Origin of the sequence: Parapusillimonas sp. JC17 (assembly GCF_052180245.1) — a bacterium.
GTDB lineage: Bacteria > Pseudomonadota > Gammaproteobacteria > Burkholderiales > Burkholderiaceae_B > Parapusillimonas.
The window spans coordinates 133,302-158,593 of sequence record NZ_CP197474.1 but is presented as its reverse complement, the minus strand read 5'-3'; the positions used below and the strand labels follow the sequence as shown (position 1 = coordinate 158,593).

Sequence of the window (25,292 nt, the reverse complement as noted above, 5' to 3'; positions counted from 1 at the left end):
CGGCGGGGCGAATTTTTTTGGATTGGTCGTGGGGTCAGACCCCATTCGGGGTCTGACCCCCTCTTAAATTGTGGCCGGGGTCAGACCCCGTACGGGGTCTGACCCCTCAATAAATTGTACTAATACAATTCAATAATCTATTTGACAATTTGATTGCGCAAGAATAAAGTGGACTCAACGCAGAACAATGAGCGCCATGACATGCACAAACTCACCGACTACACCTCTTATGCCGATGCTCAGCAGCACTGGAGCTCGGACAAGCTCTGGAATCTTTTCGACGGATCTCGCGCGCAACTGAACATCGCTCATGAATGCATCGACCGCCATGCCGACGATCCCGAACGCGTAGCCATCATCGTTGCGCATGCCGACGGCCGCGACGAAGTCCTGACCTACCGCCGGATTGCCGACGAGTCCTCGCGCTTCGCCCATTACCTCGTGGCGCAGGGCATCCAGCCGGGTGATCGCGTGGCCATCATGCTGGAGCCTTCCCGGGCCTTTTATTCCGCGCTGTTCGGCGTCATGAAAACCGGCGCGATCGCTGTCCCGCTCTTCACGCTGTTCGGTCCCGACGGCATACGCCTGCGCGTCCAGGATTGCAGCCCCAAGCTGCTTCTGACCAACCAGGACAAGATCGGCATGGTCGAGAAAACGCCCGGCCTGCGCTGCCTAGCCGTCGACGACGTCTTCCTGGCCGGCCTGGCTCAATACGACGCCCGCTACACGACCCACAGCGGCGGCGACGATCTTGCGATCTTCCAGTACACATCGGGCACCACGCGCGAAATGCCCGACGCGATCAAGCACACGCACAAGGCCCTGGTCACACTGATGGTCGCGGCCCTTTATGGAACCGGGCTGCGCCCCGGCGACCGCTATTTCTGCCCCTCGTCCCCCGCCTGGGGCCATGGCCTGTGGCACGGCACGCTGGCGCCGCTGGCGCTGGGGCTGACCATAGGCGCGTTCTCGGGCAAGTTCAACGCAAGCCGGCTCCTTCGGGCGCTCAGCGAACATGGATTCACGAACATGTCGGCCGCCGCCACCCATTACCGGATGATTCGCAACAGTCCCGACGCCCGCGCCCATTCCTACAGCATCCAGAAGCTTTCCTTCACCGGCGAACCCATCGACGGGGCCACGGAAACCTTCATCGAAGAACTGTTCGGCACCCAGGTATGCAGCATGTACGGCACGACCGAAATCGGCGTCATCCTGGTTTCGTATCCCGGCGCCGCCGATTTCCCCGTGAAGCACGGGGCATTGGGCAAGCCCATTCCCGGCGGCGTCGTCCAGGTGCAGGATGCGGACGGCCAGGTCTGCCCCCCGGGCGTGGTCGGCGAAATGAAGGTCCTGCGCCGCGGCAACTGGATCGCCACCAAAGACCTGGGCCGCACTGACGAAGACGGCTATTTCTATCATGCCGGCCGCGCCGACGACGTCATCATCTCGGCCGGCTGGACGATGAGCGCGGTGGAAATCGAAGATGCCATCCTGAAGCATCCCGACGTCCTCGAAGCGGCAGCCATCGGCGTCCCCGACGAACTGCGGGGGCAGGTCGTCAAGGCCTTCGTCATCGCCAAGCGCCCCGGGGACGAACAGCTCAAGCAGGAGATCCAGGACGCTGTCCGCTTCCGCCTGAGCCAGCATGAATACCCCCGCCATATCGCCTTCGTCAGCGAACTTCCCAAGACGCCGGCGGGCAAGATCCATCGCAAGAAACTCCGTGAACAAGAGGCGCGGGGCAAATTGCTGGAAGCGGAGCACAGTTGACGGGGCATGGGGTCAGACCCCGTACGGGGTCTGACCCCGGCTCAAAACACAGGGGTCCGACCCCGACTCAACGAAACATGGGATCAGACCCCATACGGGGTCAGACCCCGGCAAAAAACAAGGGGCCCGGCCCCGACTTGACAAAACATTGGGGTCAGACCCCGCATGGGGTCTGACCCCACCACAGACAACCAGGAGCAAACATGGACATGCCAACCCGTACCTTCCCCAAAATCACAGACCACGATCTCGAAGCCCTCAGCCGCCGCATCGGCGTGAAGATCACCGAAACCGCCGAACCTTGGTGCTATGAGGCCACCCGCGACAACATTCGCCACTACGCGCACGGCATCGGCGACGACAATCCGCTCTGGTGCGATCCGGGCTATGCCGCCAAGACCCGGCACGGCGGCATCATCGCCCTGCCCAGCTTCCTGTTCGCCACCAACCGTATCGTGTCCGGCTACGTCGGGGGCCTGCCCGGCGTCCATGCCATGTGGTCCGGCGCCGACTGGACCTGGCACAAGGCCGTCCGCCGCAACGACGAAATTTCATCAGAAGCCACGCTCAAAGCCTTGATTCCCCACGAAACACGTTTCGCCGGCCGCGCCATCCAGCAAATCTACAACGTACAGTTCTACAACCAGGAAGGCGACAAGGTCGCCGAAGCCGACAGCTGGTGCTTCCGCACCGAGCGCGACCACGCCCGCGAAGTCGGCACCAAGTACAAGGAAGTCCGCGAGCGCGCGCCGCGCCGCTACACCGAAGAAGAGCTGCGCGAAGCCTACAAGCTGTATGCCCAGGAGGAAGTGCGGGGCGCCACGCCGCGCTATTGGGAAGACGTCAACGTCGGCGACGAGCTGCCCGTGCTGTTCAAGGGCCCCATGACCGTCACCGGCTTCATTGCCTATGCGCAAGGCTGGGGCGGCCTGTACATACGCGCCAACAAGCTGGCCTGGCAACTCATCGACGCCCACCCGGGCGTGGGCATCAAGAACCGTTTCGGCATTCCCGACGTGCCCGAGCGCGTGCACTGGGAAGAAGACTTCGCGTTGGAGGTCGGTGCGCCCGGCGCCTATGATTACGGCCCCGAGCGCAACTCGTGGCTGACCCACCACCTGACCAACTGGATGGGCGACGACGGTTTCCTGCGCAAATCCCTGTGCAAGGTCCGCCGCCACAATCCCGAAGGCGACATGCTTTTCATCAAGGGCAAAGTCACCAAGAAATACGAAAGCGAGGGGCGGCACCTGGTCGAGATCGAGCAAGAAGGCCGCAACCAGGACAACGAACTTTCGGTCATCGGGACGGGTGTCGTCCAGCTCCCGACCCGCGGCTGACATGAGCACCCCTCGAGCCGACGACGCGCTCTGGCCCGACACGCCCGAAGGCGCCGGGGCGCTGCGGGGCGTGCGCGTGGTGGACCTGTCCCGTGTGCTGGCCGGTCCGCTGTGCACCCAGATGCTGGCGGACCACGGCGCCAGCGTCATCAAGGTGGAACCGCCCTTCGGCGATGAAACCCGCAAGCTGGGCCCGCCCTTCGACGAACAGGGAAACGCCGCCTATTTCTCCGCCCTGAACCGCGGCAAGCGTGCGATTTCGCTTGACCTCTCGCAGGCCGAAGACCAGGAAGTCCTGTTCGCGCTACTGGAAGAGGCCGATGTCCTGGTCGAGAACTTCCTGCCCGCCACCATGGAGAAATGGGGCCTGGGCCATGAAAGCCTGGCGAACCGCTACCCGCGCCTGGTCTACTGCAGCATCAGCGGATTCGGCGCCACCGGCCCGCTCGGCGGCCTGCCGGGCTATGACGCCGTCCTGCAGGCCATGTGCGGGCTCATGAGCATCAACGGCACGCCGGACAGCGGACCCACCCGCATCGGCATTCCGGTCGTGGATCACCTGACGGCCTATACGGCGTTCTCGGGCATACTCATGGCGCTGCTGGCGCGAGAGCGCAACGGCAAGGCGCAGCGCGTCGACGCCACGCTGTTCGACACCGCACTCAGCCTGCTGGTGCCCCATGCCGTGAACTGGATGCAGTCGGGCAAGCCGCCGCAGCTGCTGGGCAGCGCGCATCCCAACATCGCACCCTACGACCGCTTCAAGACACGGGACGGCCTGGTGTTCCTGGGCATTCTGAACGATCCGCAGTTCCGGAAATTCTGCCATTGCATCGGCAAGCCGGATCTCGCCCGGCATCCCGATTTCCTCTCGAATGCCGACCGGCTCAAGAACCGCCAGCGCTTGCGCGAAGAAATAGAAGTCGTTCTGGAAGACTGGGAAAAAGCCCCGCTGTGCGACATGCTCATGAAGCAGGGCATCCCGGCCGGCCCCGTCAACACCGTGCCCGAGGCGCTGGCCCAGGCTCATACCCGGCACCGCGGCATGATCGTCGACCGGCCCGACTACAAAGGGCTGGGGATACCCATTCGTCTTTCAGAGACGCCGGGAACACCCGGCCGGCGCCCCCCCGCCTTCGATGAGCACAGCACCATCAAGCATCGCAGCGCCGCATCCCTGCCTTGTTCCCCAGACCCCTAGGGCCTGTCGACGCCAGGTCGGAATGCACCCACCAAAGCCTTATAACAACCAAGGAGACAAACGATGACCCTCAAATTCAAATCCATCGCCGGCGCGGCAGTCCTCGCCATGCTGGGCACCACCGCATCCTTCGCCGCGGGCTACCCCGACAAGCCCGTGAAGATCCTGGTGGCCTATCAGGCCGGACAGGGAACAGACACCATCTCACGGTATGTGGCAGACCACCTGACCAAAGCCCTGGGGCAGACCTTTTATGTCGAGAACAAAGGCGGCGCCGGCGGCAACATCGGCACGCAGGCCGCCGCGCGCGCCGAGCCCGACGGCTACACCCTGACCATGGGCACGAATGCCACCCACAACCTGAATGCCTTCCTGTATTCCTCGCTTCCGTTCGACCCCGTGAAGGACTTCGATCCGGTCATTCTCGTGGGCACCTTTCCCATGGTCCTGGTCACCAAGGCGGATTCAGAGTTCAAGACCACCACCGACATCATCAACAAGGCCAAAAGCGGCGGGCGCACCGCCGATATCGGCATGCCCAGCACCACGTCGCGCCTGGTCTACGAGCTGCTGAAGGAACAAAGCGGAGCGCCGCTGTTCGGCGTTCCATACAAAGGCTCGTCCATGGCCATGACCAATGTGATCGGCGGTGAAATTCCCCTTTCCATCGACACCGTCACCGCGTCGGGCCCGCAGATCGCCGGCAAGAAGCTGCGCGCGGTCGCGGTAACCAGCAAGTCCGAAACCAAGCTGTTGCCGGGCGTGCCCACCGTCGCCAGTCAGGGGCTGCCCGGCTTCGAGGTCATTGCGTGGAATGCCTTGTTCGCCCCCAAGGGCACGCCAACGGAAGTTGTCACCAGGCTCAACCTGGAACTGCAAAAGTTCTTCGCACTGCCCGAAACCCAGGAGCGCCTGCTTGGGATGGGCCTGGACGTTGGCGGCGGAACGCCCAAGGACCTGGCCAACTTCGTGAGATCCGAGCAGGAAAAATGGGAACCCGTCATCAAGAAAGCGGGCATCAAGATCCACTGATCGCAACTGTATGCCGGACTGCATGGCGAAAGGAGCGCAATGTACGGGCTTGATAGAATCTTGCATTGCACAATGCGTGCCTTTCCGCTACGGTTTCCAGCATGACAGACACTCAAGACAATGCGTCCCCTGCCCGGGCCGGGCCTCGCATACGCCAAGTACCCGCAGTCACCCGGGCGGTCGCCATCCTTCGGCTGCTGGGCAGGACCAAGGAACCCATGAACGTCAAGTCCATCTCGGATGAACTCGATCTGGTGCCCAGCACCTGCCTGCACATACTCCGCGCCCTCACCGCCGAGAAGCTCCTGAGCTTCGATCCCGCATCGAAACGCTATCGGCTGGGCGCGGGCATGCTGGCGCTGGCGCGGGGCGCGCTGGAGACCAATCACTTTGCGCAATCCGCGCAGCCCATATTGGATGGGCTGGCGCAACGCTGGAGCGTCACGGCCATCGGCGTCGAGGTAGTCGGCCTAGGGCAGATGGTCGTCACCGCCCTGTCCCGCTCCAAGCTGCCCTTCCGCCTGCATGTCGACGTCGGCAGCCGCTTCCCGGGCCTCATCAGCGCCACGGGCAGGCTGGTCGCGGCATTCAGTCAGCACTCCATCGACGAAATCAAGATGCAGTTTGCCGCGCTGCGCTGGCAGCAGCCGTTAAGCTTCGACGACTGGTGGCGCGAAGTCGAGGCATCCCGCAGCCAAGGCTACAGCTTCGACCAAGGGAACTACATCGCGGGCATCACCCTGATCGCGGTGCCCGTGCTGGACGCGCAGCACCACATTACACACACCATCGTGGTCGCCAGCATCGTCAATCAGCTGTCGGACGAAGAAACGCAAACCCTGATCCAGGAATTGAAAGCGCACGCCGCGAGCCTGTCCCGGCAGCTCTTCTCGTTGGAATGACAACATGATGAACCAGCCCGTCCCGCCTGTGGACACCTTGCCGCCCTGGCGCACCCATGCGTTGCCCGGACTCATGGGCATGCTGGGGCCGCTGATGTCCCGGCGCGAGGCCGGCGGCTGGGCCTATGCGATCAGGCTGCGCGAGGAACATCTGAACCAGGCTGGCGTGGTGCATGGCGGCACCCTGGCGGCCCTCATGGACCATGCCCTGAGCGCCATCGCCTGGGACCACGCCGGCCGGACGCCCTGCGTCACGGTCCAATTGAATGTGAATTTCCTGGCGCCGTCCCGGGCGGGCCAATTGCTGGTGGCGCAGGGGCATGTGGACCACGAAGCCGGTTCATTGCTGTTCCTGAACGGCTCGCTGCGCGCCGACGGCGTCCTGGTCGGCAGCGCCCAGGGGATCATGAAACGGTTGGGAGGTGGGGTCAGACCCCATTCGGGGTCTGACCCCGATGCCGATGAAACGATGGTGGGTGCCGGGGTCAGACCCCGTATGGGGTCTGACCCCCAGACTGGGTAGAAAGGGGTCCGACCCCATATCATAGGGAAAATGCCAATAGTTTACGTTTACGTAAACGGAATATAGTATCCATGTCAAAATGGCCAGCTCTGTCCCCGCCTCCCCCATCCGCTTAGCGAAGGAGATCACCATGAACCTACCCGGCCTGGATTTCGACCTTGGTCCCGACCTTGAAATGCTGCGCGACACGGTGCATCATTTCGCGCAGGCGGAAATCGCGCCCCGGGCCGCCGAGGCCGACCGCAGCGACCAGTTTCCCATGGACTTGTGGCAGAAGTTCGGCAGCCTCGGGCTGCTGGGCATGACGGTGGGCGAGGAATACGGCGGCAGCGGCATGGGCTATTGGGCGCACATGATCGCCATGGAGGAAATCTCCCGCGCCAGCGCCTCGATTGGGCTTTCCTACGGCGCGCATTCCAATCTGTGCGTGAACCAGATCCACCGCAACGGCACAGAGGCGCAGAAGCAGAAATACCTTCCCCGCCTGGTATCCGGCGAACACATCGGCGCGCTTGCCATGAGCGAGCCCGGCGCCGGCTCCGACGTGGTCAGCATGAAGCTGCGCGCCGAAAAAAAGGGCGACCGCTATGTCCTGAACGGCACGAAAATGTGGATCACCAACGGTCCCGATGCCGATACCCTGGTGGTGTACGCCAAGACCGATCCGCAAGCCCAGCAACGCGGCATCACCGCCTTCCTCATCGAAAAGGGCTTCAAGGGCTTTTCCGTGGCGCAGAAGCTCGACAAGCTGGGCATGCGCGGCAGCCACACCGGCGAACTGGTGTTCCAGGATTGCGAAGTGCCCGAAGAGAACGTGCTGGGCCGCGTCAATGAAGGCGTCAAGGTGCTCATGAGCGGCCTGGACTACGAGCGCGCCGTCCTGGCGGGCGGCCCGCTGGGCATCATGCAGGCCGTCATGGACGTCGTCGTGCCCTATGTGCACGAGCGCAAGCAATTCGGCCAGGCCATCGGCGAGTTCCAGCTCATACAAGGGAAGATGGCCGACCTGTACACCACGCTGCAGGCCAGCCGCGCCTTCTGCTATGCCGTCGGCCGCAATCTGGACAAGCTCGGCAGCCAGCACGTGCGCCAGGTGCGCAAGGATTGCGCCGCCGTCATTCTGTACGCCGCAGAGAAAGCCACCTGGATGGCCGGCGAGGGCATACAGATACTGGGCGGCAACGGCTACATCAATGAATATCCCACAGGCCGCCTGTGGCGCGACGCCAAGCTGTATGAGATCGGGGCCGGCACCAGCGAGATCCGCCGCATGCTGATCGGACGCGAACTCTTCAACGAGACGGCATGAACTTCGCCGCAGACCATCAACGCATCGAGCCCATCGGGCGCCGCAACCCGCAACCGCGGGCCGTGGCCCAGGCTTTGCTTGATGGCTTCAATCGGCACTATGCCTTGTTCCGCTATGGCGCGCAGCGCGCCAAGGCACTGTTCGAATCCGGCAACTGGCGCGGCATACAGCAGCTCTCCAGCGAGCGCATCGAATATTACGATACACGGGTCCGGGAATGCACGGCCCTGCTGGGCACGGCGCTCAAGGGCAGCGAAATTTCCCATCCCTTGAGCCCCGAGCCCGGCCATGGCCTGAATCCCGGGCAGATCGCCTTCTGGCAAGACGTCAAGAGCGACTTCGTCTCATTGCTGTCGGGTCACAGGCAACCCGAGTGCGCCGAGACTTTTTTCAACTCCGTGTCCTGCCGCGTATTGCATCGCGACTATTTCCACAATGACTTCCTGTTCGTGCGGCCCGCGGTGGCAACGGAATACCTGGACAGCAAGCTGCCCTCGTACCGTGTGTACTACCCCAGCCGCGAAGGCCTGGAAGCGTCCCTGATCCGGATGATCGCCGACTTCGGACTGGCGGCGCCGTTCCTGGACCTGCCCGCCGATGCCCGCAAGCTCGCGCGGCTGGCCTTGCGGCGGCTGCGCTCGGCCCTGCCGCGCGGCGCGGGCCGGCGCATTGCCGCCGATTGCCAGATCCACGTCCTGAACTCGCTGTTCTTCCGGAACAAAGGCGCTTACGCGGTGGGCCGCCTGATCAACCAGGGCGCCACCCATCCCTTCGCGATCGCGCTGCTGCGCACGCCGTCGGGACATATCCAGCTCGATGCATTGCTGCATACGCCGGACGACCTGAGCACCCTGTTCAGTTTCGCCCGCGCTTATTTCCTGGTCGACATGGAAACACCGGCCGCCTATGTCGGTTTCCTGTCCAGCCTGCTGCCGCGCAAGCCCAAGGCAGAGCTCTACAGCGCCATCGGACTTCAGAAACAGGGCAAGACGCTTTTCTATCGCGACTTCCTGCATCATCTTGCGCATTCGCACGATGACTTCGAGATGGCGCCGGGCATCCAGGGGCTGGTGATGACAGTGTTCACGCTGCCCTCGTATCCCTACGTCTTCAAGCTCATACGCGACCGCATCGCCAAGGACGGCATGGATCACGCGACCGTGCGCCGCAAATACCAGATGGTCAAGAAGCACGACCGGGTCGGGCGCATGGCCGACACCTGGGAATATTCGCAGGTGGCGCTGCCCCGCGCGCGATTCTCGGACGCCTTGCTTGCCGCGCTGCGCGAGCAGGTTCCCAGCCTGATCGAAGAACAGGACGAGGCCATCGTGTTGCGCCATGTGTATATCGAGCGCCGCATGACGCCGCTGAACATCTATCTCGCCCATGCTTCCGACGCCGTGCTGGAGTCCGCCGTGAAGCAGTACGGCAATGCCATCCGCGAACTGGCGGCGGCGAATATCTTCCCCGGCGACATGCTGTACAAGAATTTTGGCGTCACGCGCCTGGGCCGCGTTGTATTCTATGACTACGACGAAATCCAGCGGATGACGGAAATGCAGTTCCGGCGTATTCCACCCGCGCCCAATCCGGAAGCCGAAATGTCGAACGAGCCGTGGTACCCGGTCGGCCCGAACGACGTATTCCCAGAAGAGTTTCGCGTATTTCTGCTGGGCGACCCGCGCGTGCGGGCCGCCTTCCTGAAATATCATGCCGAGCTGCTCGATGCGGACTGGTGGCAAGCCTGCCGCGACCGCGCGGCACAAGGCCGTATCGAAGATATCTTTCCCTATGAAAACGACCGGCGCCTGCACATCAACACACCGGCGCCGCAGTCTCATTAGCTACAGGAGCCTATCATGTCCGATCCTATTGTCCTCGTTTCCGCCGCCCGCACTCCCATGGGAGGCATGATGGGCAGCCTGTCCGGGCTGGCCGCGCACGAGCTGGGCGCGATCGCCATCAAAGCCGCCGTCGAGCGCGCCGGGATCTCCGGCGAGGCGGTCAACGAAGTCATCATGGGCAACGTCCTGCAAGCGGGACAGGGCCAGGCGCCCGCCCGCCAGGCGGCGCTGGGGGCCGGCCTGCCCCGGCAAGTGGCTTGCACGACCATACACAAGGTCTGCGGCTCGGGCCTAAAAGCCGCGATGTTCGCACACGACCTGCTGATGGCCGGCAGCGCCGACGTCATCGTGGCGGGCGGGCAGGAAAGCATGAGCAATGCGCCCTACCTGCTGTTGCGCGGCCGCCAGGGCTACCGCTACGGCCATTCCACCGTATACGACCACATGGCGCTGGACGGCCTCGAAGACGCTTACCAGCGCGGCACGGCAATGGGCGTGTTCGCGGAAGACTGCGCCGCCAAATACAGCTTCGCCCGCGACCAGCAAGACGCCTTCGCGCTGGAATCGCTGCGCCGCGCCCGTGCCGCGACCGAAGACGGCAGCTTCAAATGGGAAATCGTCCCGGTCACGATCCCGGGCCGCAAGGGCGACGTGGTCATCGACACGGACGAAGGCCCCACCAAGGCCATGCCCGAGAAAATCCCCACGCTGAAGCCCGCCTTCAAGAAGGACGGAACCGTCACGGCCGCCAACGCGTCTTCGATTTCCGACGGCGCCGCCGCCATGGTGCTGATGCGCGAATCGACCGCCAAGAAACTGGGCGCCACGCCGCTTGCCCGCATCGTCGCGCATAGCCAGCATTCGCAGGAACCCGAATGGTTCACCACGGCTCCCGTGGGCGCCATCCAGAACCTGCTGGCCAAGACCGGCTGGAACGCCTCGGACGTCGACCTGTACGAAATCAACGAAGCCTTCGCGGTGGTGACGATGGCGGCCATGACCGAGCTCGACTTGCCGCACGAGAAGGTCAACGTGCATGGCGGCGCCACGGCGCTGGGCCATCCCATCGGCGCATCGGGCGCCCGCCTGCTGACCACGCTGGTCGGCGCGCTGCGCAAGACGGGCGGCAAGCGCGGCATCGCGTCCTTGTGCATCGGCGGCGGCGAGGCCGTGGCCCTTGCCATCGAAATGGCCTGACACGTTCTTGTACGGGCGCCGCATATCGATCGGGCGCCCTTTCTTCAACCACTTGTGCTGACTCGTGTGCTGCTTGGTGAAGCAAGCAGCACACCCGCCAGACAGCGCATCCGCTTCCAGGAAGAGTAATGCCCGTCATCGAATCCCGGATCAATCCGAGGTCGCAGGCTTTCATCGACAACGCCCGCGCCATGCAGGCGCAGCTTGACGACCTGCTGGAAAAGCTCACACAAACCGCCAAAGGCGGCAACGAGGCATCGCGCGCCCGGCACGTGGCGCGCGGCAAACTCCTGCCACGCGAGCGGGTCGAACGGCTGCTCGACCCGGGCACGCCCTTCCTGGAACTGTCTCCCATGGCGGCCCACGACGTCTATGGAAACGAGGCGCCCGGCGCCGGCATCATCACCGGCATAGGCCGGGTCGCCGGCGTGGAATGCATGATCGTCTGCAACGACGCCACCGTCAAAGGCGGCACCTACTACCCGCTTACCGTCAAGAAACACCTGCGGGCGCAGGAGATCGCGCAGCAGAATCGCCTGCCCTGCATCTACCTGGTGGACTCGGGCGGCGCCAACCTGCCCAACCAGGATGAAGTCTTTCCCGACCGCGAGCATTTCGGCCGCATCTTCTACAACCAGGCCAACATGTCGGCCCAGGGCATCGCCCAGATCGCCGTGGTGATGGGTTCGTGCACGGCGGGGGGCGCCTATGTGCCCGCCATGAGCGACGAGTCCATCATCGTCAAGAACCAGGGCACCATCTTCCTGGGCGGCCCGCCGCTGGTCAAGGCCGCCACGGGCGAGGAAGTCAGTTCCGAGGACCTGGGCGGCGGCGACGTCCATACGCGGCTGTCGGGCGTGGCCGACCACCTGGCCAACAACGATCTGCATGCGCTCTACCTGGCGCGCGGCGCCGTGGCGCGGCTCAATCACCGCAAGCCCGGGCAACTCCGTCGCCGCGCCCATGCCGAGCCGCTGTACGACCCGCGCGAGCTGAATGGCATCATTCCGTCGGACACGCGCAAGCCCTATGACGTGCGCGAAGTCATCGCCCGCATCGTGGACGGCTCCGAGTTCGATGAGTTCAAGGCGCGCTTCGGCACGACCCTGGTCACCGGATTCGCGCACATCCACGGCATGCCCGTGGGCATCATCGCCAACAACGGCATCCTGTTTTCCGAGGCTGCCCAGAAAGGCACGCATTTCATCGAGCTCTGCTGCCAGCGCAAGATTCCCCTTGTGTTCCTGCAGAACATCACCGGCTTCATGGTGGGCCGCAAATACGAAAACGAAGGCATCGCCCGGCACGGCGCCAAGATGGTCACCGCCGTGTCGACCGCCGCCGTGCCCAAGTTCACCGTCCTCATCGGCGGCTCCTTCGGCGCCGGCAACTACGGCATGTGCGGCCGCGCCTTCGGCCCCCGCCTGCTTTTCCTTTGGCCCAACGCCCGCATCTCGGTCATGGGCGGAGAGCAGGCCGCCAGCGTGCTGGCCACGGTGCGCCGCGACGGCATCGAAGCCAAGGGCGGCGCCTGGTCCGCCCAGGAAGAAGAAGCCTTCAAAGCCCCCATACGGGACCAATACGAAAAGGAAGGCCATCCCTACTACGCCACGGCCAGGTTGTGGGACGACGGCATCATCATGCCAGCCGACACCCGACGGGTCCTGGCGCTGAGCCTTTCCGCCGCGCTGAACGCCCCCATCGAAGACACGCGATTCGGCGTGTTCCGCATGTAATCAAGGAGTCGTCGTGTTCAACACCCTACTGATCGCGAACCGCGGCGAGATCGCATGCCGCGTGGCCGCCACCGCACAGCGCCTGGGCCTGCGCACCATCGCCGTCTATTCCGAAGCCGACGCCAACGCGCGCCACGTCGCCGCCTGCGACGCCGCCATTCCCATCGGCGGGCCCGAGCCGCGCAACAGCTATCTGCGCGGTCCGGCCATACTCGAAGCCGCCAAGGCCGCCGGCGCGCAAGCGGTGCATCCCGGCTATGGCTTTTTGTCGGAAAACGAAGCCTTTGCCCAGGCCTGCGCCGATGCGGGCATCGTCTTCGTGGGCCCGCCAGCCAGCGCCATTGCGGCCATGGGCAGCAAATCGGCCGCGAAATCCCTGATGGAAGCGGCCGGCGTGCCGCTGGTGCCCGGCTACCACGGCGAAAACCAGGACCCCGATTTCCTCCAGGCGCAGGCCGATCTCATCGGCTATCCGGTGCTCATCAAGGCGAGCGCGGGCGGCGGCGGAAAAGGCATGCGCATCGTCGCCTCGGCCGATGCCTTCCGGGAAGCCCTGGCATCCTGCAAGCGCGAAGCCGCCGGCAGTTTCGGCGACGACAAGGTGCTCATCGAGCGCTATCTGCAGAAACCCCGCCATATCGAGATCCAGGTATTCGCCGACAGCCACGGCAATTGCGTCTATCTGTTCGAACGCGACTGCTCGGTGCAGCGCCGCCACCAGAAAGTCATCGAAGAAGCGCCCGCCCCCGGCATGACGCCGGAACGCCGGCGCGCCATGGGCGAAGCCGCCGTCGCCGCCGCGCGCGCCGTCGACTATGTCGGCGCCGGCACGGTCGAGTTCATCGCCGAGCCCGACGGGCGCTTCTACTTCATGGAAATGAACACCCGCCTGCAGGTGGAACACCCCGTCACCGAGATGATCACCGGCCACGACCTGGTGGAATGGCAGTTGCGCGTCGCGGCCGGCGAACCGCTGCCGGTGCGCCAGGACGACCTGAGCTTTACCGGGCATGCCATCGAAGCGCGCATCTACGCCGAGAATCCGGACAACGGCTTCCTGCCCTCGATCGGCCGGCTCGACGTCCTCAGGCTTCCGCCCCACGTGGCCTTCGCCAATGGCGACGTGCGCATAGACGGCGGCGTGCGCGAAGGAGACGCCATCACCCCCTATTACGATCCCATGATCGCCAAGCTTATCGTGCGCGGCAAGGACCGCGAACAGGCGCGGGCCCGCATGGCTCAAGCGCTGGGCGAACTCCAATGCGTCGGCGTCCAGACGAACATCGCCTTCCTGCGCCGCCTCATGCTGGACGACGCCTTCGCCCAGGCAGACCTCGACACCGGCCTGATCGAACGGCGCCATGACAGCCTCTTCCCGCTCCCCATGCCGGCCACGGACACCGCATGCGCGCTGGCCATGGCAGCCCTTCTGGCCAGCCAAGGGGAAAAAAGCTCGGAACCCCATCAACGCGTCGCCGGCGCCGACCCGTGGAATGCACTGGACGGCTGGCGTGTCAGCGGCGTTTACGAAAAGACGTTCTCCCTGCTCGACCGCGGCGAGGCACGTGAAGTCGTCCTGCGCCGCGTTGCGGAACAATGGTCTTATTCAAGCGGCGAGACCGTGCTGCCGCTTGCATGGCAGACGGAGGCGACAGGCGCCGGCCAGTACCTCGTCCGCATCCGCCTGGGCGATGCCGACGAACGGGCAACCGTCATCGTGCGCGGCGAGCAGGTCCATGTGTATGCGGGCGGTGTGCCGACCCTGCTGGAGCAGCACGATCCTCTTATGCATTCCGTGGACGAAAGCAGCGATCACGGCGGCAGCCTGACGGCTCCCATGCCCGGGAAGATCATCTCCATTGCGGTCAAGGCCGGCGACGCCGTGAAAGCCGGCGACGCATTGCTGGTCATGGAGGCCATGAAGATGGAACACACCATACAGTCGCCAAAGGACGGAACCGTGCAGGAAGTGTATTTCGCGGTCGGCGACCAGGTCGGGGACGGGGCGGAACTGCTCGCGCTGGATTGATGGGCCGGGGTCAGACCCCGTACGGGGTCTGACCCCCCAAATCCAATGAAGCGCGCGGGGTCAGACCCCGTACGGGGTCTGACCCCATGACCCCTTGCCTCTTAGCGACTCATGCCTCTGGCACTGATGGGCCAGATGGCCTCTACGCGGTCGCCGCGCACGGCGACGACGCAGTCATGCAGGTTGAAGGTGGGGTCGCAGTGGCCTGGGATGAGGCGGACCTTGTCGCCGAGACGGGGGCCTTGCGCCCCTTCATCGATGCACAGCATGCTGTGCTCGTCGTTCACCGCCACGCAGCGAACGCCTTCGTAGCCGACCAGGCCCGGCATGCCGCTTTCGGCAGTGGTGGACTTCAAGCCCACGTCCAGCACGGCGCGGTCAGGAGAAGGAGCGCTCATGACGGTGGCGAGCAGGAAGAGACTGTGGCGGAAAGCCAGGGTGTCGTCCCAATCTATGCCGCCGTAGTCGGTGTCCATGAAAGCGTAGGTGCCGGCCTGGATTTCCGTGAAGACGTCGCTCTTGACATCGAAAGCGGCCGTGCCGGTGCCGCCGCCCGTGACAACCGGGCAGGCAATGCCGGCTTGCTCGAGCGCCTGCAGGTGTTTCCGGATCAGCTTGACGGCCTTGTCCCAGGATTTTTGCCGCTGTTCCAGGCTGCGCTTGTGCTGCAAGCCGCCGTGGTAGGCCTGAATGCCGGTGAAACGGATTTGAGGCAGGCGCTGTACCAGCTGGGCCAGCGCCACCAGGTCTTCGGAAGACTGCACGCCGCAGCGTTTCTGGCCCACGTCGACCTCGACGAGCACGCCTACGCTGGCTTTCTCGGCCAGCATGGCGTCCGACAGATCTTGCGCGGCCCGGGCGTCGTCGACGCAGACGGTGATTTGCGCCTGCTTGGCCAGGCGCGCCAGCAGCGCCAGCTTTTCCGCGCCGACGACTTCATTGCTGATATGAATGTTGCGGATGCCGGCGGCGATGAACGGTATGACTTCGCTTACTTTCTGGCAGCAGATGCCTGTGGCGCCCAAGGCCAGCTGGCGCAGCGAGATCTCGGGGCATCGGTGCGCCTTCGCATGGGGACGGAGTTCGACCCCATGGCGCTCCGCCAGCACCTGCATGGTGCGCAGGTTGTCTTCGAAGGCATCCAGGTCGAGAATCAGCGCCGGAGTATCGACTGCGGACACGGGATCACCCACCCGGGCTATCGGCTGGACGCAAAGATCGGCCGACGCCTCGTGTTTATCCGCCAGTGTAAGTGCTTCCATCTCCGTCTCCGTAGTCGGTTTAAACTGTTGGTCTCGCAGGCCGCACGGTACCCCAAGCGTGTGTTTGCAGCAACAGGCTGAATTGCCCCTCGTGGTAAATCAGCGTAAAGTCGTCAATAACTTTACCGGTCACGCTTTTTAAATATTCTGTCTTTTGCAAACGGCAACCGGAATCGCATCTCTATGTTCGATATATTGGTTTATTTGTTTGAAACCTACTATACACCGCAAGCCTGTCCCGAGGCGGACGTACTGGCGAACAAGCTTGCCGCAGTGGGCTTCGAGCACGAAGACATCGACGAAGCGCTAGGCTGGCTCCATGGCCTGGCGCAATCCACTGAGCAGTGCGGCCAGCTTGCGCATAATCCCCAGCGGCACAGCACCCGAATCTTCACCAACGATGAATACCAGCATCTGGGCACCCAGGCCATCGGGTTCATCACTTTCCTGGAAAACTCCGGCGTGCTTCCGCCCGCCCTGCGCGAAATCCTGATCGAACGCGCCCAGGCTACCAACGAATCTCCGGTTTCGCTCGCCAAGATCAAGATCATGGCGCTGATCGTGCTCTGGAGCCAGGAAGCCGAGGTCGATCATCTGGTTTTCGAAGAGCTCCTGGCCGACGATCATACCCGCTTATCGCACTGAACGCGCAGGCCGCATGGCACTTTCTGCAACCAACGGTACCGGTCGATATCGGGGGCGTTTTGCCCCCAGCCCAAGCGGCCCGTTGCATAACGGCTCGCTGCTGGCCGCCATGGCCAGCTACCTGGACGCCAGGGCGCATCATGGCGAATGGCTGCTGCGCATCGAAGACATCGATACGCCCCGCGTGATGCCGGGAGCCGATCGCTACATCATGCAACAGCTCCGGGCCTTGGGCATGCACTGGGATGGCACGCCGGTCTGGCAGTCCGAGCGGCTGGCGCTCTACCAGCAGGCTTTCGATGCCCTGGCTGCCAATGGCCGCGTCTACGGCTGCGCATGCACCCGCCAGGAACTTCCGCCCGAAGGCGCCTATCCCGGCACCTGCCGTCACGGGCTGCCGCCGGGCAAGCGCACCCGTGCCTGGCGATTCCGGGTGGAGCCGGGCACGGAGCGCTACACGGATCGCTGGCATGGGCCGCAGGAACAGGACGTACTGGCCGAAACCGGCGACTTCATCATCAAGCGGGCCGACGGCCTGTGGGCCTACCAACTGGTGGTCGTGGTGGACGACGGGGATCAGGGCATCACCCACATCGTCCGGGGCGCCGACCTGCTGGAGTCGACCGCCCGGCAACGGGTCCTGGCGCGCGCGCTGGGGCTGCGCTATCCGGAAGCGATGCACGTTCCCCTGCTGTGCGACGAAACGGGCCGCAAGCTGTCCAAGCAGAACCATGCGGCGGCGATGGATCTGCACGATCCCGTCCTGACGCTGAACAAGGCATGGCAGGCCTTGGGCTTCGAGGCGCTGTCCGTGCCCGACTGCGCGGCATTCTGGGATACCGCCGTGGAGCGCTGGGATGGTCGTTGGGGTCAGACCCCCGATGGGGTCTGACCCCGTTACGTCTCAAGAAGGGGTCAGACCCCGTACGGGGTCTGACCCCAACGACGGCAACCCCAACGGCTGCAGGTCCTGGTCCAGCATGCGGCGCAGCAGGCCGGTGCCCTTGTCGCCCACGCGGATTTCCCCATAGCGGGCCGGCTCATACAGGCGCGCATGGCCTTCCGGAAAAAACCAGGCGTCGGTGACGATGCGGACGTCGTTGTTGCGCAAGCGGAACTCCAACAGCACGCTGTCCTGCGCCGCCCCATCGTCGCCCTCATCGCTCCGGTTCGCCCGCAGGCTGGCCAGGCGCCAGACGCCGTTCGAATCGGGGCGCAAGACCATGAAGCCGCCGCGCTGTTCATTGATGGCGGATGCCGCCGGCGCGGAGTCGTCGCGCAGCGCCTCGCGAATCTGGTTCGCCAGCTCGAAACGCAAGGCCATGTAGTCGCCCTGCATCAGGGACCTCGGATCGACGGGCGCCAGCGCCAGGACAACCGTCCTGCCCGTCGCCAGGATACGCTCCCTTTGCCAGATTCCAACATTGACGACGGCCAGGATGAGGAGGAGACCGGCCAGCACGCCGGCAACGGTACGCGCCATGGGTAGACCCGACCCGCCCAAGGCGCGGCCGCCGGGCGTGCCTGCCGGCTTCAGGGCATGCCTAAGCGCCAGGCAAGCCAGCACCAGCCAGCCGCCGGTCAAGGCCAGCACCAGCGATTTCTGCAGCAAGGTGGAATCCAGCATGTAATAAAAGCGGCTTAGATAGGCCAGCAGGCTCAGGACGGCGAAGGCCAGCAGGCTGCGGCTGCCGAACGACCGTGCCAGCACCAGCCACAGGAGCGCCATGGACACGCCGGGCGCGCCCATCCAGCCTATGGAGGCAATCGCCAGGGCCGCCGGCGCAGCCAGCCTGAACGCCGGCGGCAAACCCGGCGCGCGCCACAACACCGCCGCCAGCACGCAAACCGGGAGCGCCGCGCAGGCAACCCACAGAAGCGTAATTTCCGGCGCCTGGTCCCAGGCGAGCGACAGCCCGAACATGGCCGGGGCAGGCGCCCCCCAGGCAAGCAGCTGGACGAGACAAGTGAGGGCCCAGGCCAGGGGCACAAGCCCGCGGCGCCGGGGCCGTTGCCCGATGGCCCACGCCAGGACAGCCGCCATCGCCAGCCACCATAAGCGGGAATAGGCGGGCATGAATGCCGTGATCGGCCTTCCGCCATCCAGCAAGCCAAGAAAAGCATCGCCCCCGGGCCAGCCGAGGATGAGAAGCGCGGCGAGGACGGTGAAGGCGCAAAGAAAACGCAGCACCGCATTGCCCGCCAGACCGTACATGACAAGTCCGAACACCAGGATCATGCCCGAACGCGCCACGGCGGCCAGTTCGTCAAGCGCGAACAGACCGCCCACACTCATGAAGATGCCGGCCGCCCCCAGGACCAGCCCCGCCTCATGCGCCAGCCCTCCCGGCCGGGCCCGCAAAAGCGCAATGCCGATGACGCTCACCGCCAGGCCGGCAATCCAGGCCGCTTCCACTGTGATGTTCAGCGTGATGAAGACATAGGCCATCAACAGCGCGGCGGTGAACGCCATGGTGACCAGCCGGAACAGGCTGATGAACCAGGGTAGCGGCTCGTCCGGTCCGGCCGTGACCTTGCCGGACGCGGCATCGTTCGACGGACGGCCCGCCCGCCACAGGTGCAGCAAGCGGCGAATGCCCCACCCCGCCACCACCGTCAGCGCCAGAACGATGCCCAACAGCGTCACTTCGGTTTCGATGGACGACAGCAGCGCAACGGCGAACAGCGTGAACGCCGTCAGCCCAGCCAGCGCCACCATGGCCAGGTCCGGTCGCCGCCGAGCATAGACAAAATAGGCGACGCCCGCGAGCAGCCAGCCCAGCGCCATGACGTGCCATGGCCCGAAACGCGCGTCCAGCGCCGCAAGCTGCGCCGCGAGCAACCAGCTTCCGGTCGCCGCGAGCAGCGCGCGCGGCCCGATCCGCCACCGGTCGCCCAGCCGTCCCGCCGAGGACTCCCAGGCCGCGAGGAGCAGGATATTCAAGCCGGCGAGCAACAGGCCGCCACCCGCGGGCGTGTCGCCAAAAATCGCGCCGAACATGCCCAGTCCGAAGACACCCAGATAGAGCGCCGCCGCCACGTTCGCCAGGCATGCGCACAGCAGGCCCAGAAACAGGCCCGGGCGGGCCAGCAGCCAGGGAATGAGCAGCGCCATCCACAGGAAGAAGAGCTGCCAGGGGTCGGCGCCCGTCTGATATATTTGGCCGACCAGCGCCAAAAGGCCGCCGGTGACAACGGCGGCCAGGTCGAGCGCCAGCACCGAGGGCAGCGAACCCATGTTGCGCCGCCCCGCCGCGAGCCAGCATGCCGCCAGGACCAGCGCCACCAGCAAGACCTGCACGCCCGCCAGCTTCTGGAAAGCCGTGGCGTATTCCCAGTTGGCGGCAATCCAGCTTATGCCGGCGGCGCCCAGCAGCAGGCAGCCCAGGGCAAAGGCGGTTTTCTGGAGGAAGACCGGCCAATTGGCCTTGGCCGGAAAAGCGGATTTATCACCCTCGACTTGCATAGTGCGTTTCTCACCTCGTATTATCCGCGCTATTGCTGCTGAAATGCAGTTACTGGAATCACATGACTAAAACGCTCATTATTGCCGAGAAACCTTCGGTAGCCCTGGATATATCGCGCGCCCTGGGTGGGTTCACCCGGGAGGGCGACTATTTCGAAAGCGATCGCTATGTGCTGGCCTCCAGCATCGGCCATCTGCTTACCCTGGTCGCGCCCAACGACCCTGTCCGGGGCAAATGGAGCTTCACGCATCTTCCCGTCATTCCGCCCAAGTTCGAGCTCGGCCCCGCCGACAAACGCTCCACGGAACGCCTCAAGCTGCTGGTGAAGCTGCTCAAGCGCAAGGATGTCACCGGTGTCATCAACGCTTGCGACGCAGGCCGGGAAGGCGAACTCATATTCCGCTATATCCTCCAGTTTTCGGGGGTGAACAAGCCTGTGCAGCGGCTGTGGCTGCGCTCCATGACGCAAGCCGCGATACGCGAAGCGTTCGAGAACCTGCGCGACGACGACACCATGAAGCCGCTGGAAGCGGCCGCGCGCTCGCGGGCCGAGGCGGACTGGCTCGTGGGCATCAACGGCACCCGCGCCATGACCGCCTTCAACAGCAAGGACGGCGGCTTTTTCAAGACGCCGGTGGGGCGGGTCCAGACGCCCACGCTGGCCATCGTCAACGAACGCGAAGAACGCATACGCAGCTTCGTGCCCCGCGATTACTGGGAAGTGCACGCCACCTTCGTGGCGGCGGAAGGCCTCTACAGCGGCCGCTGGTTCGATCCCAAATTCATCAAGGATGAGCGCGATCCCGAAAAGCGCGATTCGAGGCTCTGGTCCCGCAACGCGGCCCAGACCATCGTCACGGCCTGCCTGGGGCAACCCGGACACGTCACCGAGGAATCCAAGCCGTCGACGCAAGTCTCGCCCGCGCTGTTCGACCTGACCTCGCTGCAGCGCGAGGCCAACTCCCGCTTCGGGTTTTCGGCCAAGACCACCCTGGCCCTGGCGCAAACCCTGTACGAACGCCACAAGGCGCTGACCTATCCGCGTACCGACTCGCGCTATCTGCCCGAAGACTACCTGCACACGGTGCAGCAGACCATGGAAGCCCTCGCCGAAGGCGGGTCCTCCGCCGCCGCCAGCGTCCGTCCCTTCGCGGCAACCGTCTGCAAGCAGAAATGGGTCAAGCCCAACCGGCGCATTTTCGACGACAAGAAAGTATCGGATCACTTCGCCATCATTCCCACGTTGCAGATTCCGCGCGAGCTGAGCGAAGCCGAAGGCAAGATCTACGAGCTGGTCGCAAGACGCTTCCTGGCCGTCTTCTTTCCGGCGGCCGAGTTCCGGGTCACCACGCGTATCACCGAGGTCTCGGGGCATCGTTTCAAGACCGAAGGCAAGGTCCTGGTCTCCCCGGGCTGGCTCGCGATCTACGGCCGCGAAGCCCAGGGCGACGATGCCAATCTGGTCCCCGTCGCAGACGGCGAAAAAGTGAAGACCGAAGAGGTCGAGGCCAAGGAGCTCGTCACCAAGCCGCCCGCCCGCTACACCGAGGCCACGCTGCTGTCCGCCATGGAAGGCGCGGGCAAGCTGGTAGACGACGAGGCCTTGCGCGAAGCCATGTCGGAACGCGGGCTGGGCACGCCCGCCACCCGGGCGGCCATCATCGAGGGCCTGCTGAATGAAGGCTATCTGCGCCGCGAAGGACGCGAGCTCGTGCCGAGCGCCAAAGCCAGGCAGCTCATGACCTTGCTCTCCGGGCTGGGCGTCAACGAATTGACTTCGCCCGAACTCACCGGCGAATGGGAGCACCGGCTCAAGCAGATCGAACAGCGCGAGCTCGACCGCGATGCGTTCATGCGCGAAATCGCACAAATGACGCAGGTCATCGTTAAGCGTGCCAAGGAGTACGAGCGCGACACGGTGCCCGGAGACTACGCCACCTTGACGACTCCCTGCCCGAAGTGCGGCGGCGTGGTCAAGGAAAATTACCGTCGCTATGCCTGCACTCAGTGCGACTTTTCCATAGGCAAGCACCCCGGCGGACGCACTTTCGAGATTCCCGAAGTCGAAGAGCTGCTGTCCAAGCGCGAGCTGGGCCCCTTGCCGGGCTTCATCAGCAAGATGGGGCGGCCCTTTGCCGCGCTGCTGCGCATCACCGACGAGTACAAGCTGGAATTCGATTTCGGGCAGAAGGACGACGAAGACACCGAACCCGTCGACTTCTCGGGCCACACTCCCGTGGGCGATTGCCCCAAGTGCGGGCACAAGGTCTTCGAATATGGCATGAATTACGTATGCGAGAAGTCCGTAGGCCCCGACAAGAGTTGCGATTTCCGCACCGGCAAGATGATTCTTCAGCAAGAGATCACGGCCGAGCAAGTCCACAAGCTGCTCAGCGCAGGCAAGACCGACCTGCTCGACGGCTTCGTCTCCAGCCGCACGAACCGCAAGTTCAAGGCGTTTCTGGTCAAGCAGGCCGATGGCAAGATAGGGTTCGAGTTCGAACCTCGGCCCGAGAAGGCCGGGAAGAAGGCTGCGTCCAAGACCGCCACGGCAAGCAAGACGGCAGGTAAGACAGCCGGCAAGACGGCGGCAAAGAAAGCGGCTACGACTACCGCCAAGGCGGCTCCCAAGAAAGCGGCCGCCAAGAAGACCGCAACGAAAAAGGCCGCGGGCAAGACCGCCGCCAAGAAAGCGGCAAGCAAGGCCGCTGCGAAGAAAGCCGCCACCGCCGCCGGCGGCGTCGAAACCCACGACGACGACCCGCCATTCTGACCTGGGCGCGGCTTCCCGGGGTCAGACCCCATGCGGGGTCTGACCCCTTTTGACCCTTGACCGCTGCAGATCAGCTGGGGTCAGACCCCGTACGGGGTCTGACCCCCTAAGCGCCGGGTCTGACCCTTCTAAGTGTTTTCCCTAGTATTAGCCCAGCCTCGCACCGCAGTAGAATTTCTGAACTTACCGATCGTTCGGTAAGTTCAGAAATTCTATCCGCCCCATTCCAAGCCAGGAAGGAGACAAATGAAATCTCTCTTGTACGCCGTCGTGGCGCTCGCCTCTTCGGTGAGCGCCCTTGCACCGTCCTTCGCCGTTGCCGACACCACTTACCCCGACAAACCCATCCGCCTGGTCGTGCCTTTCGCGCCCGGCGGCGGCGCCGACTATAGTGCCCGGCGCTTCGCCCAGCCCTTGTCCGATGCCCTGAAGCAGTCCATCATCATCGACAATGTTCCCGGTGCGGGCGGGTCCATGGGGGCAAACAAGGTCGCCAAGGCGGCACCGGACGGCTACACCCTGCTGTACACCACTCCCGGCCAGCAGATGACCGCGCCCTACCTTATCGAGAACCTGCCGTACGATGCCTTCAAGGATTTGCGGGCCGTCAGTCAGCTCACCGCCGGCACCAATGTGCTCGTCGTCAATAAAGACTTTCCCGCTCAATCGGTGCAGGAACTCATCGACTACGCCAAGAAGAATCCCGGCAAAGTGAACTTCGCCAGCTCCGGCATCGGTTCCACCAGCCATCTGGCGGGCGAACTGTTCAAGAAGATGGCCGGCATCGACATCGTCCACGTGCCATACCGCGGTTCGGCGCTCGCGGCGGCGGACGTCATCGGCGGCCGCATCGAGATTTCCATCGATACGCTGAGCGTGTACCAGTCGCACATCCAGTCGGGTGCCGTACGGGCGCTGGGCGTCTCGACGCTGGAACCCAACCCCATCATCCCCGATGTTCCGCCCATCGCCAAAACGCTGGATGGGTTCGAAGCATCGCCGGTGAATTACATCAGCGCGCCCGGCAATACGCCCGAGCCCATCATCAGGAAGCTCAGCGAAGTCATCATTGCCGTCGCCTCGGATCCGACCCTGCGCGAGACCTTCGCCTCGACCGGATCGAAGCTTGCCGGCAACACGCCGGAACAAATGGAAGCATTGGTACGCAGCGAACAGAAACGCTGGAAGGAAGTGATAGACAGCGCCGGCATCGGCGTGGCCAGCGCCAAGTAATTGAATCGAAACATATATTCAAGCAATGAGAAATCCCATGAACAAAATCCTCACCAAACTGAGACTCGCCGGCGCCGTGCTCGGCCTGGCTTGCGCCGTGTCCGCCCATGCGGAAAACTACCCCGATCGCCCCATAACGCTCATCGTCCCGTACGCGCACGGCGGCGTGACCGACCTGTACGCACGCTCCATCGGCGACTATCTGGGCCGCCATTGGAATACCCAGGTCATCGTCGACAACAAGGGCGGCGCCGGCACCATGATCGGCACCCAGCACGTCAGCCGCGCCAAGCCGGATGGCTACACCATCCTGCTCACCAGCTATGCCTTCACGTCCAATCCAGTATTGCGCAAGGATCTGAACTACGATCCCGCCGCCTTCGAACCCATCATGCTGCTGGGCAACAGCCGAAGCATGCTGGTCGTGAACAGCGAAAGCGACTTGAAAACGCTGGACGACGTCATTGCCAAGGGCAAGAAGTCGCCCGGCAACCTGAGCTTCGCCTCGTCCGGCAATGCGTCCAGCCCCCATATCGCGGCCGAGCTGTGGGCCAAGGAAGTCGGCGTGACCATCACTCATGTCCCATACAAGGGCACGGCGCCGGCCATGAACGATCTGTACGGCGGTCTGGTGGACGGCATTTTCGATGGCCCCAGCTCCATCAACAGCGTGCGGGCCGGCCGCCTGCGCGCGCTGGGCATTGCCCATGACACCCGGCACCCCGCAGCGCCGGAAGTCCCCACCTTCAAGGAGCAGGGCATCGACCTGGTCTTTGGCAGCTGGTTCGGCTTCCTGGCGCCCAAGGGCACGCCCGAACCGGTTCTGAAGAAGCTCAATGAAGGCCTCAATCAGGCGATCAAGGACCCGCAAGTGCGCAGCGTCCTCGACAAGGCCGGCCTGTTCGTGTCGGGTGGAACGCCCAAGGAATTCGGAGATTTCCTGGCATATGAATCAAAGCGGTTGCAGGGGCTGGTCGATGCCGGCGTGCAACTGGTCGTCCAATAGTCCGTCATGGAAGCAGAAGT

At 64.1% G+C, this 25,292-nt stretch carries 18 protein-coding genes; 16 read left to right on the top strand and 2 right to left on the bottom strand.

Annotation, left to right across the window (positions count from 1 at the left end; all coding sequences use genetic code 11):
- The first annotated feature begins 201 nt into the window (after positions 1-201).
- The 11 genes from ACSBPU_RS00710 (at position 202) to ACSBPU_RS00660 (ending at position 14,886) form a co-directional block, all read left to right on the top strand.
- Positions 202-1,773, top strand: coding sequence for an acyl-CoA synthetase (locus tag ACSBPU_RS00710; RefSeq protein WP_442594671.1), 1,572 nt, complete (start codon positions 202-204; stop codon positions 1,771-1,773).
- 203 nt (positions 1,774-1,976) lie between these two features.
- Positions 1,977-3,113, top strand: a complete 1,137-nt coding sequence (locus ACSBPU_RS00705; protein ID WP_442594669.1) for an FAS1-like dehydratase domain-containing protein — start codon at positions 1,977-1,979, stop codon at positions 3,111-3,113.
- A gap of 1 nt (position 3,114) precedes the next feature.
- On the top strand, positions 3,115-4,314 hold the full coding sequence (locus ACSBPU_RS00700) for a CaiB/BaiF CoA transferase family protein (protein ID WP_442594667.1): 1,200 nt from the start codon (positions 3,115-3,117) through the stop codon (positions 4,312-4,314).
- 63 nt (positions 4,315-4,377) lie between these two features.
- Positions 4,378-5,346 (top strand): Bug family tripartite tricarboxylate transporter substrate binding protein, encoded by a 969-nt coding sequence (locus tag ACSBPU_RS00695; RefSeq protein ID WP_442594665.1) that lies wholly within the window; start codon positions 4,378-4,380, stop codon positions 5,344-5,346.
- A gap of 101 nt (positions 5,347-5,447) precedes the next feature.
- A complete protein-coding gene (locus ACSBPU_RS00690; protein WP_442594663.1) occupies positions 5,448-6,248 on the top strand; it encodes an IclR family transcriptional regulator in 801 nt (266 codons plus the stop codon).
- 4 nt (positions 6,249-6,252) lie between these two features.
- On the top strand, positions 6,253-6,771 hold the full coding sequence (locus ACSBPU_RS00685) for a PaaI family thioesterase (protein ID WP_442594662.1): 519 nt from the start codon (positions 6,253-6,255) through the stop codon (positions 6,769-6,771).
- A 130-nt stretch (positions 6,772-6,901) separates the two neighbouring features.
- On the top strand, positions 6,902-8,080 hold the full coding sequence (locus ACSBPU_RS00680; RefSeq protein ID WP_180071099.1) for an acyl-CoA dehydrogenase family protein: 1,179 nt from the start codon (positions 6,902-6,904) through the stop codon (positions 8,078-8,080).
- Positions 8,077-9,924, top strand: coding sequence for a bifunctional isocitrate dehydrogenase kinase/phosphatase (gene aceK / locus ACSBPU_RS00675; RefSeq protein WP_442594661.1), 1,848 nt, complete (start codon positions 8,077-8,079; stop codon positions 9,922-9,924). Before ACSBPU_RS00680 ends, aceK begins: the two co-directional genes overlap by 4 nt.
- Before the next feature lie 15 nt (positions 9,925-9,939).
- Positions 9,940-11,121, top strand: a complete 1,182-nt coding sequence (locus tag ACSBPU_RS00670; protein WP_442594660.1) for an acetyl-CoA C-acyltransferase — start codon at positions 9,940-9,942, stop codon at positions 11,119-11,121.
- A 128-nt stretch (positions 11,122-11,249) separates the two neighbouring features.
- Entirely contained in the window at positions 11,250-12,857 is a 1,608-nt protein-coding gene (locus ACSBPU_RS00665) for a carboxyl transferase domain-containing protein (RefSeq protein WP_442594659.1), read from the top strand.
- Between the two features lie 13 nt (positions 12,858-12,870).
- Positions 12,871-14,886, top strand: a complete 2,016-nt coding sequence (locus ACSBPU_RS00660; RefSeq protein WP_442594657.1) for an acetyl/propionyl/methylcrotonyl-CoA carboxylase subunit alpha — start codon at positions 12,871-12,873, stop codon at positions 14,884-14,886.
- Positions 14,887-14,987: 101 nt separating this feature from the next.
- Here ACSBPU_RS00660 and ACSBPU_RS00655 read toward each other — a convergent pair whose 3' ends face one another.
- Positions 14,988-16,148 (bottom strand): alanine racemase, encoded by a 1,161-nt coding sequence (locus tag ACSBPU_RS00655; protein ID WP_180071094.1) that lies wholly within the window; start codon positions 16,146-16,148, stop codon positions 14,988-14,990.
- 183 nt (positions 16,149-16,331) lie between these two features.
- On the opposite strand from ACSBPU_RS00655, the gene ACSBPU_RS00650 reads away from it, so the two are divergent.
- Positions 16,332-16,793, top strand: a complete 462-nt coding sequence (locus tag ACSBPU_RS00650) for a DUF494 family protein (RefSeq protein WP_180071093.1) — start codon at positions 16,332-16,334, stop codon at positions 16,791-16,793.
- Between the two features lie 13 nt (positions 16,794-16,806).
- Complete coding sequence (gene gluQRS, locus ACSBPU_RS00645) at positions 16,807-17,685, top strand: tRNA glutamyl-Q(34) synthetase GluQRS (RefSeq protein ID WP_442594654.1); 879 nt, start codon at positions 16,807-16,809, stop codon at positions 17,683-17,685.
- A 12-nt stretch (positions 17,686-17,697) separates the two neighbouring features.
- Here gluQRS and ACSBPU_RS00640 read toward each other — a convergent pair whose 3' ends face one another.
- Positions 17,698-20,259: a GDYXXLXY domain-containing protein gene (locus tag ACSBPU_RS00640; protein ID WP_442594652.1), complete on the bottom strand. Its 2,562-nt coding sequence runs from the start codon at positions 20,257-20,259 to the stop codon at positions 17,698-17,700.
- Between the two features lie 62 nt (positions 20,260-20,321).
- On the opposite strand from ACSBPU_RS00640, the gene ACSBPU_RS00635 reads away from it, so the two are divergent.
- From ACSBPU_RS00635 to ACSBPU_RS00625, 3 genes are all read left to right on the top strand, one after another.
- Positions 20,322-23,033 (top strand): DNA topoisomerase III, encoded by a 2,712-nt coding sequence (locus ACSBPU_RS00635; RefSeq protein WP_442594650.1) that lies wholly within the window; start codon positions 20,322-20,324, stop codon positions 23,031-23,033.
- Positions 23,034-23,279: 246 nt separating this feature from the next.
- Complete coding sequence (locus ACSBPU_RS00630) at positions 23,280-24,266, top strand: Bug family tripartite tricarboxylate transporter substrate binding protein (protein WP_442594648.1); 987 nt, start codon at positions 23,280-23,282, stop codon at positions 24,264-24,266.
- A 37-nt stretch (positions 24,267-24,303) separates the two neighbouring features.
- On the top strand, positions 24,304-25,272 hold the full coding sequence (locus ACSBPU_RS00625; RefSeq protein WP_442594646.1) for a Bug family tripartite tricarboxylate transporter substrate binding protein: 969 nt from the start codon (positions 24,304-24,306) through the stop codon (positions 25,270-25,272).
- Positions 25,273-25,292 lie beyond the last annotated feature (20 nt).